This is a genomic window from Haploplasma axanthum (genome assembly GCF_900660745.1).
GTDB lineage: Bacteria > Bacillota_I > Bacilli_A > Acholeplasmatales > Acholeplasmataceae > Haploplasma > Haploplasma axanthum.
This window is the reverse complement of sequence record NZ_LR215048.1, coordinates 961,955-980,563: the sequence shown is the minus strand read 5'-3', so window position 1 is coordinate 980,563 and position 18,609 is coordinate 961,955. Positions and strand designations below refer to the sequence as shown.

At 27.9% G+C, this 18,609-nt stretch carries 15 protein-coding genes; 8 read left to right on the top strand and 7 right to left on the bottom strand.

Annotated elements, in window-relative coordinates:
• The first annotated feature begins 63 nt into the window (after positions 1-63).
• From EXC62_RS04560 to EXC62_RS04545, 4 genes are read left to right on the top strand one after another with little or no spacing between them, the layout of a single operon-like run.
• Positions 64-777, top strand: coding sequence for a hypothetical protein (locus tag EXC62_RS04560; RefSeq protein WP_026390204.1), 714 nt, complete (start codon positions 64-66; stop codon positions 775-777).
• Positions 777-1,328 (top strand): DUF2975 domain-containing protein, encoded by a 552-nt coding sequence (locus EXC62_RS04555; protein ID WP_162140128.1) that lies wholly within the window; start codon positions 777-779, stop codon positions 1,326-1,328. Before EXC62_RS04560 ends, EXC62_RS04555 begins: the two co-directional genes overlap by 1 nt.
• On the top strand, positions 1,325-1,531 hold the full coding sequence (locus EXC62_RS04550; RefSeq protein WP_035375599.1) for a helix-turn-helix domain-containing protein: 207 nt from the start codon (positions 1,325-1,327) through the stop codon (positions 1,529-1,531). Before EXC62_RS04555 ends, EXC62_RS04550 begins: the two co-directional genes overlap by 4 nt.
• Before the next feature lie 2 nt (positions 1,532-1,533).
• A complete protein-coding gene (locus EXC62_RS04545) occupies positions 1,534-2,487 on the top strand; it encodes a hypothetical protein (RefSeq protein ID WP_026390201.1) in 954 nt (317 codons plus the stop codon).
• A 42-nt stretch (positions 2,488-2,529) separates the two neighbouring features.
• Here EXC62_RS04545 and EXC62_RS04540 read toward each other — a convergent pair whose 3' ends face one another.
• The 6 genes from EXC62_RS04540 to pfkA all read right to left on the bottom strand — a co-directional run bounded on the left by EXC62_RS04540 (position 2,530) and on the right by pfkA (position 9,026).
• Positions 2,530-3,072: an NADPH-dependent FMN reductase gene (locus tag EXC62_RS04540; RefSeq protein WP_026390200.1), complete on the bottom strand. Its 543-nt coding sequence runs from the start codon at positions 3,070-3,072 to the stop codon at positions 2,530-2,532.
• Positions 3,073-3,076: 4 nt separating this feature from the next.
• Complete coding sequence (locus EXC62_RS04535) at positions 3,077-3,493, bottom strand: Rrf2 family transcriptional regulator (RefSeq protein WP_026390199.1); 417 nt, start codon at positions 3,491-3,493, stop codon at positions 3,077-3,079.
• 115 nt (positions 3,494-3,608) lie between these two features.
• On the bottom strand, positions 3,609-4,841 hold the full coding sequence (locus EXC62_RS04530) for an aminopeptidase (RefSeq protein WP_035375598.1): 1,233 nt from the start codon (positions 4,839-4,841) through the stop codon (positions 3,609-3,611).
• A gap of 3 nt (positions 4,842-4,844) precedes the next feature.
• Positions 4,845-6,539: a Na/Pi cotransporter family protein gene (locus tag EXC62_RS04525; RefSeq protein WP_026390197.1), complete on the bottom strand. Its 1,695-nt coding sequence runs from the start codon at positions 6,537-6,539 to the stop codon at positions 4,845-4,847.
• A gap of 91 nt (positions 6,540-6,630) precedes the next feature.
• Complete coding sequence (gene pyk, locus EXC62_RS04520; protein WP_035375597.1) at positions 6,631-7,986, bottom strand: pyruvate kinase; 1,356 nt, start codon at positions 7,984-7,986, stop codon at positions 6,631-6,633.
• A gap of 89 nt (positions 7,987-8,075) precedes the next feature.
• A complete protein-coding gene (pfkA, locus tag EXC62_RS04515) occupies positions 8,076-9,026 on the bottom strand; it encodes a 6-phosphofructokinase (protein ID WP_026390196.1) in 951 nt (316 codons plus the stop codon).
• Between the two features lie 168 nt (positions 9,027-9,194).
• Here pfkA and EXC62_RS04510 point away from each other — a divergent pair, with 168 nt between their 5' ends.
• The 4 genes from EXC62_RS04510 to uppS all read left to right on the top strand — a co-directional run bounded on the left by EXC62_RS04510 (position 9,195) and on the right by uppS (position 13,157).
• Positions 9,195-10,439 carry a 6-phosphofructokinase gene (locus EXC62_RS04510; RefSeq protein WP_026390195.1) on the top strand — a complete coding sequence of 415 codons (1,245 nt, stop codon included), beginning with the start codon at positions 9,195-9,197 and terminating at the stop codon, positions 10,437-10,439.
• 103 nt (positions 10,440-10,542) lie between these two features.
• Positions 10,543-11,427 carry a sensor domain-containing diguanylate cyclase gene (locus EXC62_RS04505; RefSeq protein ID WP_162140127.1) on the top strand — a complete coding sequence of 295 codons (885 nt, stop codon included), beginning with the start codon at positions 10,543-10,545 and terminating at the stop codon, positions 11,425-11,427.
• A 104-nt stretch (positions 11,428-11,531) separates the two neighbouring features.
• The gene (locus EXC62_RS04500) at positions 11,532-12,473 is read left to right on the top strand and encodes an HD-GYP domain-containing protein (protein ID WP_052589730.1); all 942 of its coding nucleotides are present in this window, start codon (positions 11,532-11,534) and stop codon (positions 12,471-12,473) included.
• 9 nt (positions 12,474-12,482) lie between these two features.
• Positions 12,483-13,157 carry a polyprenyl diphosphate synthase gene (gene uppS, locus EXC62_RS04495; RefSeq protein ID WP_162140126.1) on the top strand — a complete coding sequence of 225 codons (675 nt, stop codon included), beginning with the start codon at positions 12,483-12,485 and terminating at the stop codon, positions 13,155-13,157.
• Between the two features lie 91 nt (positions 13,158-13,248).
• Here uppS and EXC62_RS04490 read toward each other — a convergent pair whose 3' ends face one another.
• Complete coding sequence (locus EXC62_RS04490; protein ID WP_026390193.1) at positions 13,249-18,549, bottom strand: hypothetical protein; 5,301 nt, start codon at positions 18,547-18,549, stop codon at positions 13,249-13,251.
• Positions 18,550-18,609: the final 60 nt, after the last annotated feature.

Sequence of the window (18,609 nt, the reverse complement as noted above, 5' to 3'; positions counted from 1 at the left end):
TTATTGTTTTTCGATAATTTTATGGTAAACTATTATCGTTAAACAATAATTCAGGAGGGTAAAATGAAAAAATATATTATAATTACTATTTGGATACTTGCAATAATCTTAACTTTTTTAACAAATAATAAACCACTAGATAAAAATTTATTTGAAGAAATTAAAGTAAATACCAATTATGATACCGCAATTAAAGAGATTGGGATTACAGATTCTATTCCCTACGCTCTTAAAGAAACTATAATTGAAAGTAACTTAACATATCTAGGTAAATTTCAAGATGGTTTTGAGATTGAACCTTATAGTCATTACAGTAATACTTATAAGTATAACTTTGATCAAATGAAATCAAAAGTATCTGGTTTTATTTTTAAAAAAAATACATTCTTAACTATTTTCGTAGTCTATGAAAAAGATGTTAGAATGAATGAATCAATTGACTTACACTTTTACAAAAACAGTATGAATGCAAGTTTTTACCAAAAACAAACCTTTTTAGAATATGATGATAAGACTTTTGCTTACAATAATCATAGTAACGATCTCGTTGTTCCAAATATCAATTTAAAAAATTTAAAAAGAGCAAAACAAACCGGATTCTTCCATTTCACAATTGATATAACTGATATCACAAATTATGTAATTGACATTCATATTCGTGAAGAAAAAAAGATTCCTAGTATTCCAAAATTAGGTTTTAACATTTTTTCCAATAAATACACTAAAACATATTATTCAAAAACACTATCATTTTTTAATATAAAGGAGAACATCTAATGCTTATCATCTTAATCTTATTCATTATTGCACTATTATTAATTTCAGTGTTAACATTCAAATTGCTGTATATAATTAAACATAGTAACTTTAAAAAAACTATTTCTTTTTTAGAGAAATATATAATCATTATTCTATCACTTCTAATTTTTATTTATTCAGCATATACAATCTACTCTATTAGCAATACTGATTACTTTGTTTTTATTTATATTGCAAATGCAGTAATTTCAACAATCTATTTTATTATAATATTTAGTTCATCAAAAAAATTACTAAAAAATCTAAAGAATGAGATTATTTTTGATGATCAAAATGCAGTAGAAATAAGAAAAATTGGTACGAATTTCTTATATCTTGCAATTACCGAGATAGTAACTGGTTTATTATTAAATATTGTTCTTTTCATGAGTAGATATACTGATACATTCTCTATACAAACCAACTTAACTATTTTTATATACATTACTATTGGAGTCATACTTTTAATTATCGATTTCATATTAAAAAAAGCAATTGAAATTGATAGAGAAAACAAATTAACAATATGATAAAAATTGATTTAGATAAGATACTAAAAGAAAAGAATATGACATCAAAAGATCTTGCTGAAATCATTGATATTACTGAAGCAAATTTATCAATATTACGAAGTGGCAAAGCAAAAGCAATTAGATTCCAAACATTAGAAAAGATTTGTGAAGTATTAAATGTAACACCTGGTGACATTATAAAATATGAAGGAGATAATTAAAAATGTACATATTTAATAACTTTATACTTAAATACATAATCTTAGTTATTATAATCTTTATGATAATACTTATACCTAAAAAGTTAAAAACAAAACTTATGCTATCAATATCTCTTATACTTATTATTGCTTTGAACTTTGTAATAGTTACCATTTCATCAAGACCTTCTTATGATCAAGTTACAAATATCGATTTAATTGAGGAAGATAGATTATCAATTGAGCTTAAAGACTCTAAACTTATTCATAGCAATTCAAAAATACCAGTAAAGTATTTAGTATTTGAAAAAGAAAATAAGAATTTTTCTTTTTCACCTATATATTTAAACGACTTTGAAGACTACTACTTCGTAATTTTTTCAACTGATAAAACAAAAAAAATCACTAACAACTTATTTAGAGTTCTTAGAACTTATAATTATAACATGAGTGATTTTGCAGTATTCATAGATAAAAAAACTGGTGAAGTTATAGATATTCAAAAACATGATTTATATGGTAATTTTATTATTTTGGATTCAATCTATTTTGTTAATAATAGTTTTAGTTTTAAACTTATTCATAAAGATTATCCAAATATTGATGTTTTAATAACTGGTGATATTGCACACAAAAATAATTACCTATATATTAGTATTGAATTCTTTGATTATGGAGGAATCATTAAATCTGCATTTGATGATAATTATGTATCCTTAGTAGTTGATTCTAGCGGAAGAATTATTTTCAAACAAAAAATCTATGAAACAGAAAATGGTAACGTAACTAAAACAACTGAAAAACACTATAAATATTTAGCTAATGAAGAGTATGTTAAACAAGGATATTTTGAAACTATTAATAAGAAAATTTATTATGTAGATAACAACATGAATATCTGTATTATAAATGGTAATAGTTCAAGTGTTGTTATGAAAATAGATTCACTAGAGAATTGGACAATGCATATAAAATAAAGAAATCCCTAGGTTTATCAGCCTAAGGATTTTTTATTTTAATTATCTAATTGTTTTTAAAGCTTTTGACCATGCAGTTACTTGATCTAATAATTCAGTAACACTTGGTAATTGATAACTTTGTGGATTGAATTCACTAAAGTTAATGAAATCAGCTGCTAATAATAAGTTAACATTTCTTTGAGTAGTTGCAACACTTAATTCAGCTAATACTAATCTTAATTGTTCAATTGCTCTTGCAGCTCCAACACCACCATAACCGATTAATGCAGCAGCTTTATTAGCAAATTGTGGTTTTAAGAAATCTAATGCATTTTTTAATACTCCACTAAATGAATGATTATATTCAGCAGTTACAAAGATAAATCCATCAAGTTCATTAATCTTATTTCCCCATGCTTCGATAGCCTTACCTTGTTCTGCAGTAGCTGCAGCTCCAAAGATTGGTAAATTAAAATCTTTTAAATCAACTATTTCGTAGTTTACTCCATCTTTTCTTTCATCAGCTAATTTTTTCACCCAATTAGCAACATTTAATGATTGTCTTCCTTCTCTTACTGTAGTAGTGATAATTCCTATTTTCATTTCTTTATTCTCCCTTTTCGATTTCTTTTTTCATATTGGCAATTGTGTATTCTTTTAAAGTATTTTCAAACTTTGTTGTTGCATCACTAAGAACGTTTGATATTAGTCCTGTTATTTTGTTGCCTACTGGACAAGCTTTATTAGGATGATGACTTGGTTGTAAGATATTCCCATCAAAAAAAGTCTTATAAACATCATAAAACGTTATTTGTTGTGGGTCTTTACTTAACCTAGAGCCAAATTTTCCTTTTTTAGTTTCAACTAATCCATTATTTTCAAGAACTTTTAAAATTCTTCTTACAACTACCGGATTAGTATTAACACTTTCAGCTAAATATGCTGATGTCTTATATTCTCCAGTCGGTTCTGATAAACACGATAATAGATGGATAGCAACTCCAAAATTTTGATTTACTTGCAAGATACCAACTCCTTATGTAACAATTATAGTTACAATAGATTAAAAAATCAAATTATATGCTTTTGATATTATAAAAAAAGAAAAAGCTTTAGAAATTTCTAAAGCTCCATTAATATTAAATCACAAAATTACCATTTTCAAATACTAGAACTTCTTTATTGTCTTGTGTTAAACCAACGATTTTTAAATCTTTTGATCCAAACATAAAGTCACAGTGAACAATTGAATTATTAGCACCAGCTTTATCTAATTCTTCTTGTGTCATTGTAGTTCCACCCTTAACATTCATTGCATATGCTCTACCAAGTGCCATATGACATGATGCATTTTCATCATATAAAGTATTATAGAATAAAATATTTGTATTCGAAATTGGTGAATCAAAACTGATTAAAGCAATCTCTCCAATATATGAACTTCCTTCATCGGCATTCACTAATTGTTTTAAAGCATCATTTTCTTTTTTAGCTTCAAAAGCAACAACTTTTCCATCTTTGAATTCTAACCAGAAGTCTTCAATTAACTTGCCTTGGTAGTTTAATGGTTTAGTAGCAAACACTTTACCTCTTGTTCCCTTTTTGTTTGGCATTGTGAAACTTTCTTCAGTTGGTATATTAGGATTAAAGATAACACCTTTACCTGATGTTTCTGCACCACCTGCCCAAATATGATTTGGAACTAATTCAACAATTAAATCTGTACCTAATTCATTCGTAAAGTGTAAATGTTTAAAGTTTAAATCATTTAATATTTTATTGTGATCTCTTAACATTTTATTATGTTTTTCCCAGTCAGCAATCGGATTATTATTTTCATACACTCTAGCTGAATTTAGGATTGCAGTCCATAATGCTTCAACTGCTTTTTCACCTTTTAGTTCAGGGAAAACTTTTTCCGCCCAAATTTGGTTAGGTGCTCCAACTACAACCCATTGTGTTTTATTAGCCATCATGTGTGCTTGATAAAAAGGAATTGCTTTTTGACGTGCTGCCATTGATGCTTGAATTTTAGAACCATCTAATCCAGCATTTAATCCTGGAATTGGTGATGTAATTGAAATAAAACAAGCATTTTCATCAACAAAGTATCTAGTTTGATCAATTGACCATTGTTCAACTTCCTTTAATGTTTCAAGTGTTGCATGTTCAAATGTATATTTACCAACATAATCATCACTCCATTGAACATAAACCTTTTTAGCACCAACAAGATATGCTTCTTTTGTTAATGCACGTGCAAATTCTTTTGTTTCTGTTGTAGATCTAATTACAACGATTTGATCCTTTTGAACATTTACACCTATTTTAACAGTTAGTTCTGCATATTTTTGAATTAATTTTTCTAACATTTTTTATACCTCTCTCTTCTTTAATCCTGTATATTTAACATCTTCTTGCATCGGATCGATAATTGATGATGCAATATTATTTAAATGATCGCCAATTCTTTCAATATCAGATAAGATATCTGTGAAATTTGATGTTTGAGCAAAATCAAATTCACCAACTTTAAGTCTTTGAAGATAGTTTAAACGAGCGTTTTCTTCTAAAATATCAACTTCTTTTTCAATTTCTAAAACATCTTTGGGTAGATAAGTATATCCACTTTCAATTGATGTTTTGACACTGATAAACATTTTATCAACTAAATTATATAGATTTAACATATCTTTTTTACCTTCAATTGAAAGTTCATGATTACTATCGTATCTAATACTAAAGAATTCAGTAATATTAGTTAAATGGTCTCCAATACGTTCTAAATCTTTTGTTATATCTAAGTATTTAGATAAATCTTCAGATTCATGTGACATATCACCTTGTCTAATAATCTTGATTAAATAGTTATGAATCTTAGCATCTAATTCATCAATAATCATTTCATATGTATCAGCTTCTTCTAAGTGCTTATTGTTTTTTGTAAATGAATAGTTTCTAGTACTTTCAAAATATTCATAAACTAAAGTTGATAATTGGAAAATTGCTTTTTGAATAAAATCAAGGGCAACCCCCGGTGATTGTTCGATAAGTTTTTCATCAAACACTAATTCAATTTTCTTATCATTTTTCGGTGGTACAATCCATTCTGTTAATTGAACAATTTGTTTTATAAAGAACATTAGTAGCACCGTTGATACAATATTTTGAATTAAATGTGCATACGCAATTGTAGCCATTGAATATGGTGATAAGAATTTATTCTCAATCATTTGTGTTACTAAATAATATGGATGAATTCCAATCATAAATACTACAACACCTAAGAGATTAAAAACAACGTGAATCCATGCTGTTCGTTTACTCTCATCATTTCCACCAACTGCTGCAATCATTCCTGTTAAAGTTGTTCCTAAATTAGCACCTAAAATAATTGGTAATACGCCTCTTAGAGATAAAGTTACTATTCCATTTGCTGGATCATTTAATGAGTATAATTTTTGAATTATTGCTGTTGCTGCTGAAGATGATTGAATTATTGCTGTGAAGACTGTCCCAAATAAAAATCCTGACATTGTTCCTCCAAAACTAGTTTTAGAGAATGTTTGAAATAGACTGTCAGTCGCTGCTGGATGAAGAGAAATAAGTTTTTCCATTCCATCACCCATCACATTAAGTCCTAAGAACAACATCCCAATCCCTGTTAATATCCCACCGATATTAACGCTTTTTTTATTCTTTAAAAATAAACAAATAACACCAACAAATAGAATCGCATATGCATACTTACCGATTGGTAAACTAATTATAAAAGCAGAAAACGTTGTTCCAATATTTGCCCCCATAATAATTCCCACACTTTGTGCTGAAGTCATTAAACCTGCTCTAACCATTCCAATTACTAAAACAACAACCCCTGTTGAAGAATTAGTTATTGCAGTTATTAATGTTCCAACAAGTATTCCTTTAAGTGGTGTATTAACAGCTTTATCAATAATTGTTTTAAATCTATTTCCTGAAGCTTTTTTTAAATAATCGCTCATCAGTGTTATTCCAAAAATAAATAAGGCAATACCACCAAGGAACATAATAATTGACTCAGTTGTCATAAATCCTCCTATCAAGTTTTTTAATTTATCTATACAGTTTTTTTACATTAAAAATATTAAAAAAAAGGTGTCAATTAAGACACCTCTTCAATTAAAATACTTTAATTTCAACCTTGTCGTTAGTAACAACTAAGTATTTGTCACCTTTAACAACGTCTAAAGCTTGAAGTTTCTTCTTAACATCAGCATCTTTTTTACCAACTACTGGATAAACACCAAAGCGAAGATTTAATTTTCTTGCTTCATCATGAGTAACTGTTGGAATTACAAATGCTTGTGGACGATATTTAGAAACTGCACCTGCTAATTCAGCATTATCAACTACGATTGCTCTAACATCGTGTGTTGAAGCTGAAATTGTTGCCATAAATGCTACATTTTCAATATCATCAGCACTTACATATAATGGGAATACAAAATTGTCATAATCAACATATTTTTCATTTGCTTTAACAATTCTCTTCATCATTTTAACTGCTTCTAAAGGATATTTACCAGCAGCCATTTCACCACTTAACATTACTGAGTCAGCACTATCAAATGCAGCGTTTGCAACGTCTGAAACTTCAGCTCTTGTTGGAACCGGGTTATTTTGCATTGATTCAACCATTTGGGTTGCAACGATAATTAATTTACCTGCTTGGCGAGTTTTTTCAACAACTTCTTTTTGTAAGTGTGGTAAGTCTTCTGGTAATATTTCAACACCTAAGTCTCCACGTGCATACATAATTCCATCTGCAGCTTCGATAATTTCATCTAAATTATCTACACCTTCTTGGTTTTCAATTTTTGCAATAACTTGAATTTGTTCTGCTTTATGTTCTTTTAATAATGCTTTAATTGATAAAACATCTTCTGCTGTTTGAACAAATGATGCAGCGATAAAATCAACACCAACTTGTGCACCAAAGATTATATCATTACGATCTTTTTCAGATAAGAATGGCATATTAATCTTAGTGTTTGGAACGTTAACTCCACGACGATTTTTAATTCTATGTGTATTTCTTGCTTTAATTGTAATTGAACGGTCTTTTGCATTTTTTGCAATTACATCTGTTTGTAAATAACCATCATCAATTAAAAGAACAGTTCCTACTTCAACATCATCATATAAACCTGGATAGTTGATTGAGAATTTTTCTTTAGTTCCTAAAACTTGTTCGAAAACAACTTTTACTTCATCGCCTTTTTCAATAATTACAGCACCATCTTGGAACTCATTAGTTCTCATTTCTGGTCCTTTTGTATCTAACATAAGTGCAACGTTAGTTCCTAATTCTTCGTTTAATTCACGAACTGTTTTAATTCTCGCACCGTGTTCTTCATAATCACCGTGTGAAAAATTCATTCTAGCAACATTTAAACCTGCTTTGAAGATTTCTCTTAAGATATCTTTTGGTTCAGAAGCTGGTCCCATTGTACCTACTAATTTAGTTTTTTCCATTTTAATATTTCTCCTTCTAAGTTTTTGTTATTTATATTATAACATTTCTATAACGAATATACTATATTTCAACAAATTGAAAACGTTTTTTATGAAACCTCTGTAACTAGTTTGTAAAGTGGATTAACTGGGCGTTTATTATTTATTACAACACCAATTGGTAAATAAACTAATCGATCATTTTCAATCCCTATTGCAACTCCACTAATCTTTTGATCAAACAAGTCAATTGCATATGCTCCCATACGAGTACCTAATATACGATCTTGAGCGGATGGAGAGCCACCTCTTTGAACATATCCTAAAATCGTTGCTACTGAAGTAAATTTAGATTTTTCAGTAATCTCTTTAGCAAATTCAAAGACATCCATTTGATGTTCGGTAACAACAACAATCGCATGTGTTCTATCTTCTTTCTTATATTGAGTTAGACTAGCGATAATATCTTCTTTTGATAGTTTATGTTCTGGAGTAACAAGAATTTCAGCACCACCAGATATTGCAGCATACAATGCTAAATCACCACAGTTTCTTCCCATTACTTCAATAATTGAACAACGTTGGTGTGAAACAGATGTATCTCTTAACTTATCCATCGCAGATACAATTGTATCAAGTGCAGTATGGAATCCAAGAGTATAGTCAGTACCATAAATATCATTATCAATTGTTCCTGGAATTGTCACAACTTTAACACCCAAATTATGAAGTGCTAGTGCTCCACGATATGAACCGTCTCCACCAATAACTATTAAGCCTTCAATTCCTTTCTTCTTTAAATTTTCTACAGCCTTTTCTTGAAACTTAGCATCTTTAAATTCTTCTAATCTTGCAGTTTTTAAAAATGTTCCACCCATAGATATAATACCTGACATTCGTTTATGGTCTAGTTTAACAAAGTCACCTTTGATTAAACCAACATATCCACTATATACACCATAGATTTCATGTCCTTTTTTGATACCATAACGTACCGCAGCACGAATGGCAACGTTCATTCCTGGTGCGTCTCCCCCAGATGTTAAAATCGCAATCTTCATATTATCACCACTTTATTCAATTTATTTTCCTTCATTATATCACAATATTATTTATAATTTCACTTTCTTTAAAAAAGAAAACCCTTACATTTTTTTATGAATAGATAAACAATATCTTTTATGTTAAAATTATATCAAAGAAATAAATATTAAGGAAATGGTGATAAAATGGAAAAATTAAAAGGCGCTGTTTTACTTGGACAATCAGGTGGACCAACAAGTGTTATTAACGCTAGTGCTGCAGGTGTGTTTTTAGCTGCACTTGATAGTGAATATGTAACTGATGTTTTCGGTGCTGTTCATGGTGTTAAAGGTATTTTAAATGAAGAATTCTACGATATGCGTAAAGAAGATCGTGCAGAATTAGAAAGATTAAAAAATACTCCTTCTTCATCAATTGGTAGTGTTCGTTATAAATTAGCTGACCCAGCAAAAGATGATACAGATTACAAACGTTTATTAGAAGTATTTAAAAAGTATAATATTCGTTACTTCTTCTATAATGGAGGAAATGATTCAATGGATACTGCAAACAAAATAAATGAATTTTTCAAAAATTCAGGTTATGATTGCCGTATCATGGGAGTACCTAAAACAATCGATAACGATTTAAATGGTACTGACCACTCTCCAGGATTTGCAAGTGCTGCAAAATATATTGCAACAACTTTCATGGAGTTATTCCACGATGCTACAGTTTATGATACAAAACAAGTAACAATCGTTGAAGTTATGGGTAGAAATGCTGGTTGGTTAACTGCTGCTGCTGCTTTAGCACAAGCAAAAGGTCAAGGACCAGACTTAATCTTCTTACCAGAACAACCATTTGACTTAGAATTCTTTAACAAACGTGTTGAAGAAGTTGTTAATGCAAAAGGTAAAGCAATTGTTGCAATTAGTGAAGGTGTACAAACTAAAGATGGAAAATATATTCCTGAATTATTTAAAGACTTACACACTGACTCATTTGGACATGCTCAACTTGGTGGTACTGCACAAGTATTAGCTGAAGAAATTGGCGGAAAATTAAACGTTAAAGTTCGTGCTATCGAATTTAGTTTAATGCAAAGATCTGCAGCTCACTTAGCATCAAAAGTTGACGTTGAAGAAGCATTCAATGCTGGTAAATTAGCTGTTGAAGCTGCAATTAATGGTGAAAGTGGAAAAATGGTTGGTTTCAAACGTATTTCTTCTAAACCATATGTAATGGAATATGTATTATTACCATTATCATTAGCTGCAAACCACGAAAGAAAAGTTCCTCTTGAATGGATTTTACCAAACAATGAAGGATTAACTCAAGATTTCGTTGATTATGCACTTCCATTAATCCAAGGAGACTGCAAAGCTGAACTTGAAGATGGTCTTCCAAGATTTGCTAAACTTAAAAAAGTAAGAGTTGCAAAACGATAATTTCTAACTAAAAGCGAAAATTTTCGCTTTTTTTTATCGTTTTACTACTATATTTTTTTTCATATGCTATAATTATTACACGACTTACAAGAGGGGTTTACATATGAATAGTTTAATAACAATTTCGAAGATATTTTCATCATTCGATGAAGCGATATATATAGTAGATAAAACGAGGAAAATTGTATACTTTAATCCTATAGCTGAAAAAATTACTGGTTTTAGTTCTAATGAAATTGTTGGAAAACACTGTTTTGATAATATCCTTAATCATATTGATTCTACTGGTAAAAATCTTTGTATAAATGGTTGTCCCTTATTAAAAACAATCAACGAAAACATTGTTGTACAAGATAACGTTTTTTTACATCATAAAGATGGTCATAGAATACCTGTTTATGTTAAAACTATTCCTTATATTGAAGATAATATTCTATTAGGTGCAGTTGAACTTTTCTCAACAAAAATTGAAAGAGAAATGATTGATAAAGAAAATATTATTAAAGAAAACCTTTCAATGATTGATCCATTAACCGGTCTATTAAATCGTAACTTCTTGTCTTATCGCGTTCACGAGCTCATTAGCAAACAAGATTCAAATTATGCTGTTTTATTCTTAGATATTGATGACTTCAAAACAATCAATGATAACTACGGACATTTAGTTGGTGATAAAGTATTAGAAATTGTTTCAACAACGATTCTTGCAAATACAACAAATGATGATTTTGTAATACGCTTCGGTGGGGAAGAGATTATCATTTTTCTAAAAACTCCTAATCTTGAAACAGCATTTAGAAAAGCTGAACAATTAAGAATTGTCATTAATGCTTCTGAAGAACGTAATATTAGATATCGTCCTAAAGTTACAATTGGAGTATCAATGTATGATAAAAAACTTCCTTTAAACACATCAATTGAACTTGCTGATAAAGCAATGTATTATGGCAAACAGAAGGGAAAAAACCAAGTTTCATTTAATTATTGAGAGGTCTAAACCTCTTTTTTTATTTTAGTAAAATTTTCGATTACTTTTTTTATTTTCCATGTTATACTTGAATAAGTATAAACTTATATTGAAAGGATTAATTTATGAGTAAAATAATTATAGCTGATTCCTTTAGAATGTTTGAAGACAAAATCAATGATGATTTTGAATATGTATTTGTATCACCTGATACGGTTATTAATGTTTTAGAAAATGATTGTTACAAAGCATTAATACTTACTTCTGATTTTTCAGAAATATTTCATAAAATACGACAAATAAAAGGACATGAAAATTCTTATATTATAACTTTCTCAAATGACGAATTTTCTTTTATTTGTTCTGATATAACCTATGATGGAAATATAACTTTAGAAAACTTTTTAGATGCATTAACAAAAATTAGAATTCTTCTTTCACCTCTACACCATGCATCTATATTTAACTTCTTAAAAAGATTGCTTGTCGCTAAAGATTCGGACATGCTTTCACAACTATATCGGGTACCAGACTTAGTAAATTTTATTATTCGAAAACTTATAGAAGAAAAAGTCTATATTGAACTACTAACAAAACAACTTATAAAAGATACAGTCTTCTTTTCAACTTTTCATGATATTGGTAAATTAACCATCGTTAATGAAAATCTTCATTTTACTGGTGAATTTGATGAACACCAAAGAAAAACTATGAAATTACATACAACCCTTGGTTATGAATTCTTTACTGCAGTAACATCAATTTTTCCAGAATTAAAGTCACAAACAGCCGAAAATATTATTTATTATCATCACGAATGGTATAATGGTAATGGTTACCCAAAAGGACTTTCATATGATGAAATACCTTTAGAAGCAAGAATAGTTGCTATTGCTGATGTTTATGATGCATTAAGATCAAAGCGTAAATACAAAGACTCGTTCACACATGAGGAATCATTCAATATTCTTTTAAAAGAAAAGGGTAGTCACTTTGATCCAAAAATCATTGAAGTCTTAGAAAAACATCAAGACGAATTAAATAAAGAATATCAAAAATTCTTATAGGAGGAACCTATGAAAAAAACACTTAATGTCCCTAATCATGTTGCAATCATCATGGATGGTAATGGCAGATGGGCTAAAAAAAGATTGTTACCACGTTCAACTGGCCACTATTTTGGTGGTATGAATGTTCAAAAAATTGCTAATTATGCAAACAATATTGGAATTAAAGTTTTAACTTTATATGCATTTAGTACTGAAAATTGGAATAGACCTGTTGATGAAGTTAATTTTCTAATGACTAAACCGATTGAAATTGTTACTCCTAAAATTGATTCTATTGTTAAATCTAATATAAAAATTATTTTTATTGGTAGAAAAGATCGAGTACCAAAGCCACTTCTTTCATTAATGATTAAATTAGAATCATTAACAATTAATAACACTGGTTTATTACTTAATATTGCTTTTGATTATGGTGCTTATGATGAACTTATTACTGCAATTTCTAAAATGAAAGATTCAACTATTGAGGAATTAGAAAAGAACTTAATGATTTCAACGCCTGTTGATCTATTAATACGAACAAGTGGTGAACAAAGATTATCAAATTTTTTATTATGGCAAGCCGCATATGCTGAACTTTATTTCACTAAGAAGCATTGGCCAGCATTTACACCAAAAGAACTTTCAAAAGCTATAATTGAATTTAATAAACGAGATCGAAGATATGGTAAAATAAAATGATTAAAAAGGTCAATTGATCTTTTTTTATACTTATATAACAAAAAAGTCGACAGTTCCACTACGGAATCATCGACTCTTTTTGTTTATTATATTATAATCCTACTTTTTCTCTTAATGTATCATATAGTATTCTAGATTTATCTTCTTCTGTCTTTTGTTGCTCTTGAATATATATTGTCACTAACTCATTTTGATTTAATCCGCCATTCAATTTATCAATCAATTCAGTAATCGTTGTTACATCTTCAATAGATTTTGATGATTGAATTAAATTTATTAATTGTTTCTTTTCAATAAATATTTCATTTTCAATTGAATTATCCGTTGATAATGAACTACTAATTAATGATTTAGAAATAAGTCTTCTAACAATTAATGAGTCAACCTCAATTATATGAGTCATTTCATCAAAAGTTATTCCATTCATATCAAGTGTATTAAGTGAATTAATATTGATATCTCCACTAAGTAATTTTAACGATGCTATTAATCTTCCCATTTCTATTCTTTCAATATCATCGCCATTTTTCACTTCATTTGGTACATCTGTTCCTAGTGCAGTAATGATTGCTTTTGACATTATTCTATCTATAATCTTAGATTCTATTTCATACAATCCTTGAAGTTTATCAGCATTAACATTGTCTACTTTAATAGATTCTGTTCCTAATGTTTCTAATTCTAATACTTCAAGTGCATTTACTAGTTTCTCAACTTCTAATCGTTCGATATCATCGCCAGTTCTAACTTCATCAGGTATATCTTCTCCTAAAGCTGTTATTATTGCCTTAGATATTATTCTATCGATTATTCTTGAATCTAAGTTATGTAATCCTCTTAATTTAGACGTGTTTACATTATCCACTTTAATTGATTCTGTTCCTAGTGTTTCTAATTCTAATACTTCAAGTGCTTCAATTAGTTTCCCAATTTCTGCTCTTTCAATATCTCCATCAGTTACTACATCATTTGGAACATCATTACCTAATGCTGTTATTATTGCTTTAGATGTTATTCTATCAATTATTCTTGAATTTAGATTATATAATCCTCTTAATTTAATAGTGCTAACATTATCAACTTTGATTGATTCTGTTCCTAGTGTTTCTAATTCTAATACTTCAAGTGCTTCAATTAGTTTTCCAATTTCTCCTCTTTCAATATCACCATCAGTTACTACATCATTTGGAACATCATTACCTAATGCTGTTATTATTGCTTTGGATGTTATTCTATCAACAATTCTTGAATCTAATTCAAATAGTTTTTTCAAATCAGCAACAGCAACGTTATCAACATTAATAGTTCCATTTGCTATTTCATTAATCTTCAATATCACAAGAACATCAATTAATTTAGTTATTTCATCTTTCTTGATGTATCCTTCATATTTTCCATTTACTTCAAGTGCAGAATCTGGAATATCTGTAATTTGTGCTTTTAATGTTAAGTCAATAACTTGATAGAAATAGTTTGATTCTAGGACTGTATTTAAATTATTATTTTCTAGATTTTTTAAAACTTCATTTGAAATAGTAATATTTTTAAAATCAGTTATTCCTAAAGCTTTTAATGATTTTAATATCCCTTTAATTTCAAGTTTGTCCATATCTCCATTATCATTTCTTACAACTTCATGTAAATCAAAATCTTCTTTATCAAACTTACCACTTACTGCAATCATATTTCTTACTGTATTTGAAGTTAAGAATCTTGATAATAACATATTCAAATAATTTGATGCTAAAAACTCATCCAATTCATCATCAGTAAATCCTAATATTTTATCTAATTTAATTTCATTTGCATTTGATAAATCATTAATCTCTAACATTTTAACAGAGTTTAATAAGCTTCTAATCTCAGACTTTTTAAATCTTCCATCTTCACCAAACTCAGTATTATGTGGTTTAGCCTCAATAGTATCATAATTCTTATTAAACATATCATTAACAAGTTTTGCATATAAACTTCCCATTGAATTAGAAGTTATTAATCTATCAATATATGAATGGATAATAACTGAATCTAACAAACGATCAAGATCATCTAGATTATCTTTAGGATTCTGACCAATTAAATCAGTAAATTTTTTAGGTACAAAACTACTTGAATCAATTTTCTTAATATTTAATATTTTAATTGATCTTAATAATTTTTTAACTTCACTTTCTTTTAACAATCCGTTTTCATATACATCTGTTGGTAATTTTAATTCATCAAATGTTAAACTGATATTTGTTTGACTTTCATTAACCATCTTAACTAAGTAATTAATTGTCTTTTCACTCTTTGTGATATTGCTAATGACACTTTGTAGAATTAATGAGCCATACATTCTATCAAAACTATCAGTTTCATTATCATCCTTTTGTGAATCAACTGTATTTAAGAATGAATCAAGAGTTACTTTACCAGTTAAATTTAATTCACTTACACTCTTAATTAGATTTATAATTTCACTTTTCTTTATCTTATTATTTTCATATACATTATCAGAATATATGAATATATTATCTGTTTCATCTATTCCAATAGTCGGTATTGAAGCTGCAATTAATGCTGTTAATTCCTTGTTTAGGTTTTCATTTGTTTTTGTGTTTAATATATTATCAAAAAGGTTATAAATGATATTTGATTCTAAGACTACATCTATTACTTTTTTATTATCAGTATTCGTTCTTAATAGTTCTTTAGTAATACTATTAACTAGTAGAGCATTACTTCCCTTTATATTTTTAAACTCTACTGCTTTAATAGCGTTAATTAATCCATTAAATTCACTTTCATAAATGCTTAAGTCTTCTTTAAATAGGTTATCAACTAATGTATCATAATACTGATCATATGATACTGATAATTTAACTTCCTTTGATAACGATTCAATTGCTCTATCAAAATAATATCTTCCTAGAATATAGAAACCTTCATTATTAATAAAATTAGAAATTAATTCTGTCAATAAATCTATCTCTAATAGATTTTTCAGTGTTTCATCATCAAGACTATTAATTACTGCGGGTAAAATATCATTACCTCGAGCTTTTAATAATTCCTCTGACTTACCAAGTTTTTTAGCAATTAATAAAATTTTTGTTAGTGTATCTTCTTTTATCTTACCTTCATTATCAATTGATTTTTCAAATGTAAATAGTTTTGGTGTAAATGTGTTTGTTCCTGTTGGAAGATTAATTTCATTTACTTTATTGTATGCCAGGTTAGTAGAACCTTCATTAGTAAATGCTTGTCTAAAGACACCATTAATTATATTGTTATTACCAATTAATTTAATGTCTTCATCTGTAAGTGAACTAAATGTTCCTAACAATCCAATTATCTCTTTACCATCAACTTTTTGTAATACATCTTTAATCGTTGTGTTTTTATATAAAACATCAACAATATTTAACAAATCACTGACTTCATTACCATAATTGAAATCATCACTATTGATAATATTTAAAGCAAACTCTTTCATAACATCATCTTTAACCAATTTGTTGATTAATGGTTCAGCAACAATTTTGAGTACATCATTTACAATCATGCTTCCTTCAAAAACATTATTAACAATCAGTTTAAGTGTTTCAATATTTTCACTCTTAGATAATACTTCATCTATAATATTTACCATTGCTGAATCATTATAATTGCTTAATCCTAGTTTTAGAATTTCTTTATAAATATCATTGATATTAGTAAGTTCTTTTTGATAATCTGTTTTATCACTAATTTCAATTATTTTATCAGCAAGCTCATTAACCGTTTGATTTTTACTATTATGTAAGCCAAAATCAACACCTACTGGGATAAGTTTACTTACTGATTTAATATTAATTAAATTATCAAGTGCACTACTAATAATTAATTCTGCATCATTTCCAAATGCAGTACCAATATTAAAACTACCATCTTTAATAAAACTTGAGTAATCAAAATCGCTAAACTCGTCATCAAAAATACTTGATAACAGTTTAGTTATATTTTTAATTTCCCCATCTTCACCTCTAAAGAAATTAACATCACTTAATATAAAATCTAATCTTTCTTCTAAATATTCTTTAGGCGTATCACTCCACTTAATCTGTTGTAATACTTTTTCATTATTCATAAGTGATTCAATCATTAGATTACTTGCTACTAAAACATTTAATTCAGCAAAACTATCTAAGACTTTAATTATTGATTGTCGATCTTTTTGGCTCATCAATAATAAATCATTTGGATTATTTGCAATCTCCATTAATCTATTTACATCGCCAATCATTAAAGCATTTTTTACAATTGTACTTAATACTTTTGTTTCATTTTTCCAATCAATCTTCTTTAACTCATCAATTGCTTTTAAAGTATGTTCTACTTTAAACGGATCATAACCCAAAGTAGTTTTTAAAACACCTTGCTCATTTAAAATATTTAATCCTACAGGTACTGCAATTTTTAGTAATTTTGATTTCCCAATATTATTAAGTACTTTTTCTAAATCTTGATAATTATCTTGATAATTTATTTTTCCATAATCAAAACTTGAATCTAAATATCCCTTACTATATAAAAGACTTGCAGAACCAACAAAACTATTTAATTCTTCACTTAATTTAAATTTATATGTTTCATCTTTAATTTTTACTTTTGAACTACCAAAAGCGAAATCAAAAACAATTTCATCAATCGTTTTTTCACCAAATTTTAAATTTTTAGTAATAAGTCCAACCCCACCATTATTAATCTTAGTAAGTTGCTCAATAATTTCATCTATTTCACTATTATTCTTTGAAGTACTTACAGGAGTTGTAGTATTTTCACTAGCAGTTTCGTTGCCAATTGAACCAGTTATAACAATTACTGGTAAAAGAATTAAAACTGCAACAACTAATCCTCTAATTGAACCTAATAAACCGCCACCTAATCTATCAATAAAAGTTCTTTTTTCTTTTTTTGGTTTCAAATAAAGTTTATTATTAACAATTATTCCTTGTCTATTTTTTGATTTTTCAAATTTCTTATTCCAAATTGGTTTAAAAATAAGTCTTGTCAATATGAATTTAACAATCGGATATAAGATAATAAAGACAATAATTTTTATAACCACATCAATTAATGCAAAAATAATTGGACTTATATCTGGATTTACAAAGTATTCCTTAATATCATCTGAAAGTGTAAAATAATTTTCAATAAAGCTTAAAAGTTGCTCTGGTGATTTAAAATATATTTTAATAGTTACAAACGATATTGCTAATAATAAAATGAACGTTAGAAACAAACTCACTAATGTATAATATAGTGATTTTTTAGTACCTCTTGCAAATCCAATAAATAAATTTACTAAGACAAAGAACCCAACAAGGCTCCACTGGATTATATTAACAATTAAATAGACATCTTCCATCTTACATCCTCCAAATCTTATTTCATTATAATTCTACCAAAAAGGTGCCTCATTAACAAC

Bases quoted from the DNA above. Each gene is read 5' to 3' on its own strand.
- EXC62_RS04560 (WP_026390204.1), top strand. From the start codon at position 64: ATGAAAAAATATATTATAATTACTATTTGGATACTTGCAATAATCTTA.
- EXC62_RS04555 (WP_162140128.1), top strand. From the start codon at position 777: ATGCTTATCATCTTAATCTTATTCATTATTGCACTATTATTAATTTCA.
- EXC62_RS04550 (WP_035375599.1), top strand. From the start codon at position 1,325: ATGATAAAAATTGATTTAGATAAGATACTAAAAGAAAAGAATATGACA.
- EXC62_RS04545 (WP_026390201.1), top strand. From the start codon at position 1,534: ATGTACATATTTAATAACTTTATACTTAAATACATAATCTTAGTTATT.
- EXC62_RS04540 (WP_026390200.1), bottom strand. From the start codon at position 3,072: ATGAAAATAGGAATTATCACTACTACAGTAAGAGAAGGAAGACAATCA.
- EXC62_RS04530 (WP_035375598.1), bottom strand. From the start codon at position 4,841: ATGTTAGAAAAATTAATTCAAAAATATGCAGAACTAACTGTTAAAATA.
- EXC62_RS04525 (WP_026390197.1), bottom strand. From the start codon at position 6,539: ATGACAACTGAGTCAATTATTATGTTCCTTGGTGGTATTGCCTTATTT.
- pyk (WP_035375597.1), bottom strand. From the start codon at position 7,986: ATGGAAAAAACTAAATTAGTAGGTACAATGGGACCAGCTTCTGAACCA.
- pfkA (WP_026390196.1), bottom strand. From the start codon at position 9,026: ATGAAGATTGCGATTTTAACATCTGGGGGAGACGCACCAGGAATGAAC.
- EXC62_RS04510 (WP_026390195.1), top strand. From the start codon at position 9,195: ATGGAAAAATTAAAAGGCGCTGTTTTACTTGGACAATCAGGTGGACCA.
- EXC62_RS04505 (WP_162140127.1), top strand. From the start codon at position 10,543: ATGAATAGTTTAATAACAATTTCGAAGATATTTTCATCATTCGATGAA.
- EXC62_RS04500 (WP_052589730.1), top strand. From the start codon at position 11,532: ATGAGTAAAATAATTATAGCTGATTCCTTTAGAATGTTTGAAGACAAA.
- uppS (WP_162140126.1), top strand. From the start codon at position 12,483: ATGAAAAAAACACTTAATGTCCCTAATCATGTTGCAATCATCATGGAT.
- EXC62_RS04490 (WP_026390193.1), bottom strand. From the start codon at position 18,549: ATGGAAGATGTCTATTTAATTGTTAATATAATCCAGTGGAGCCTTGTT.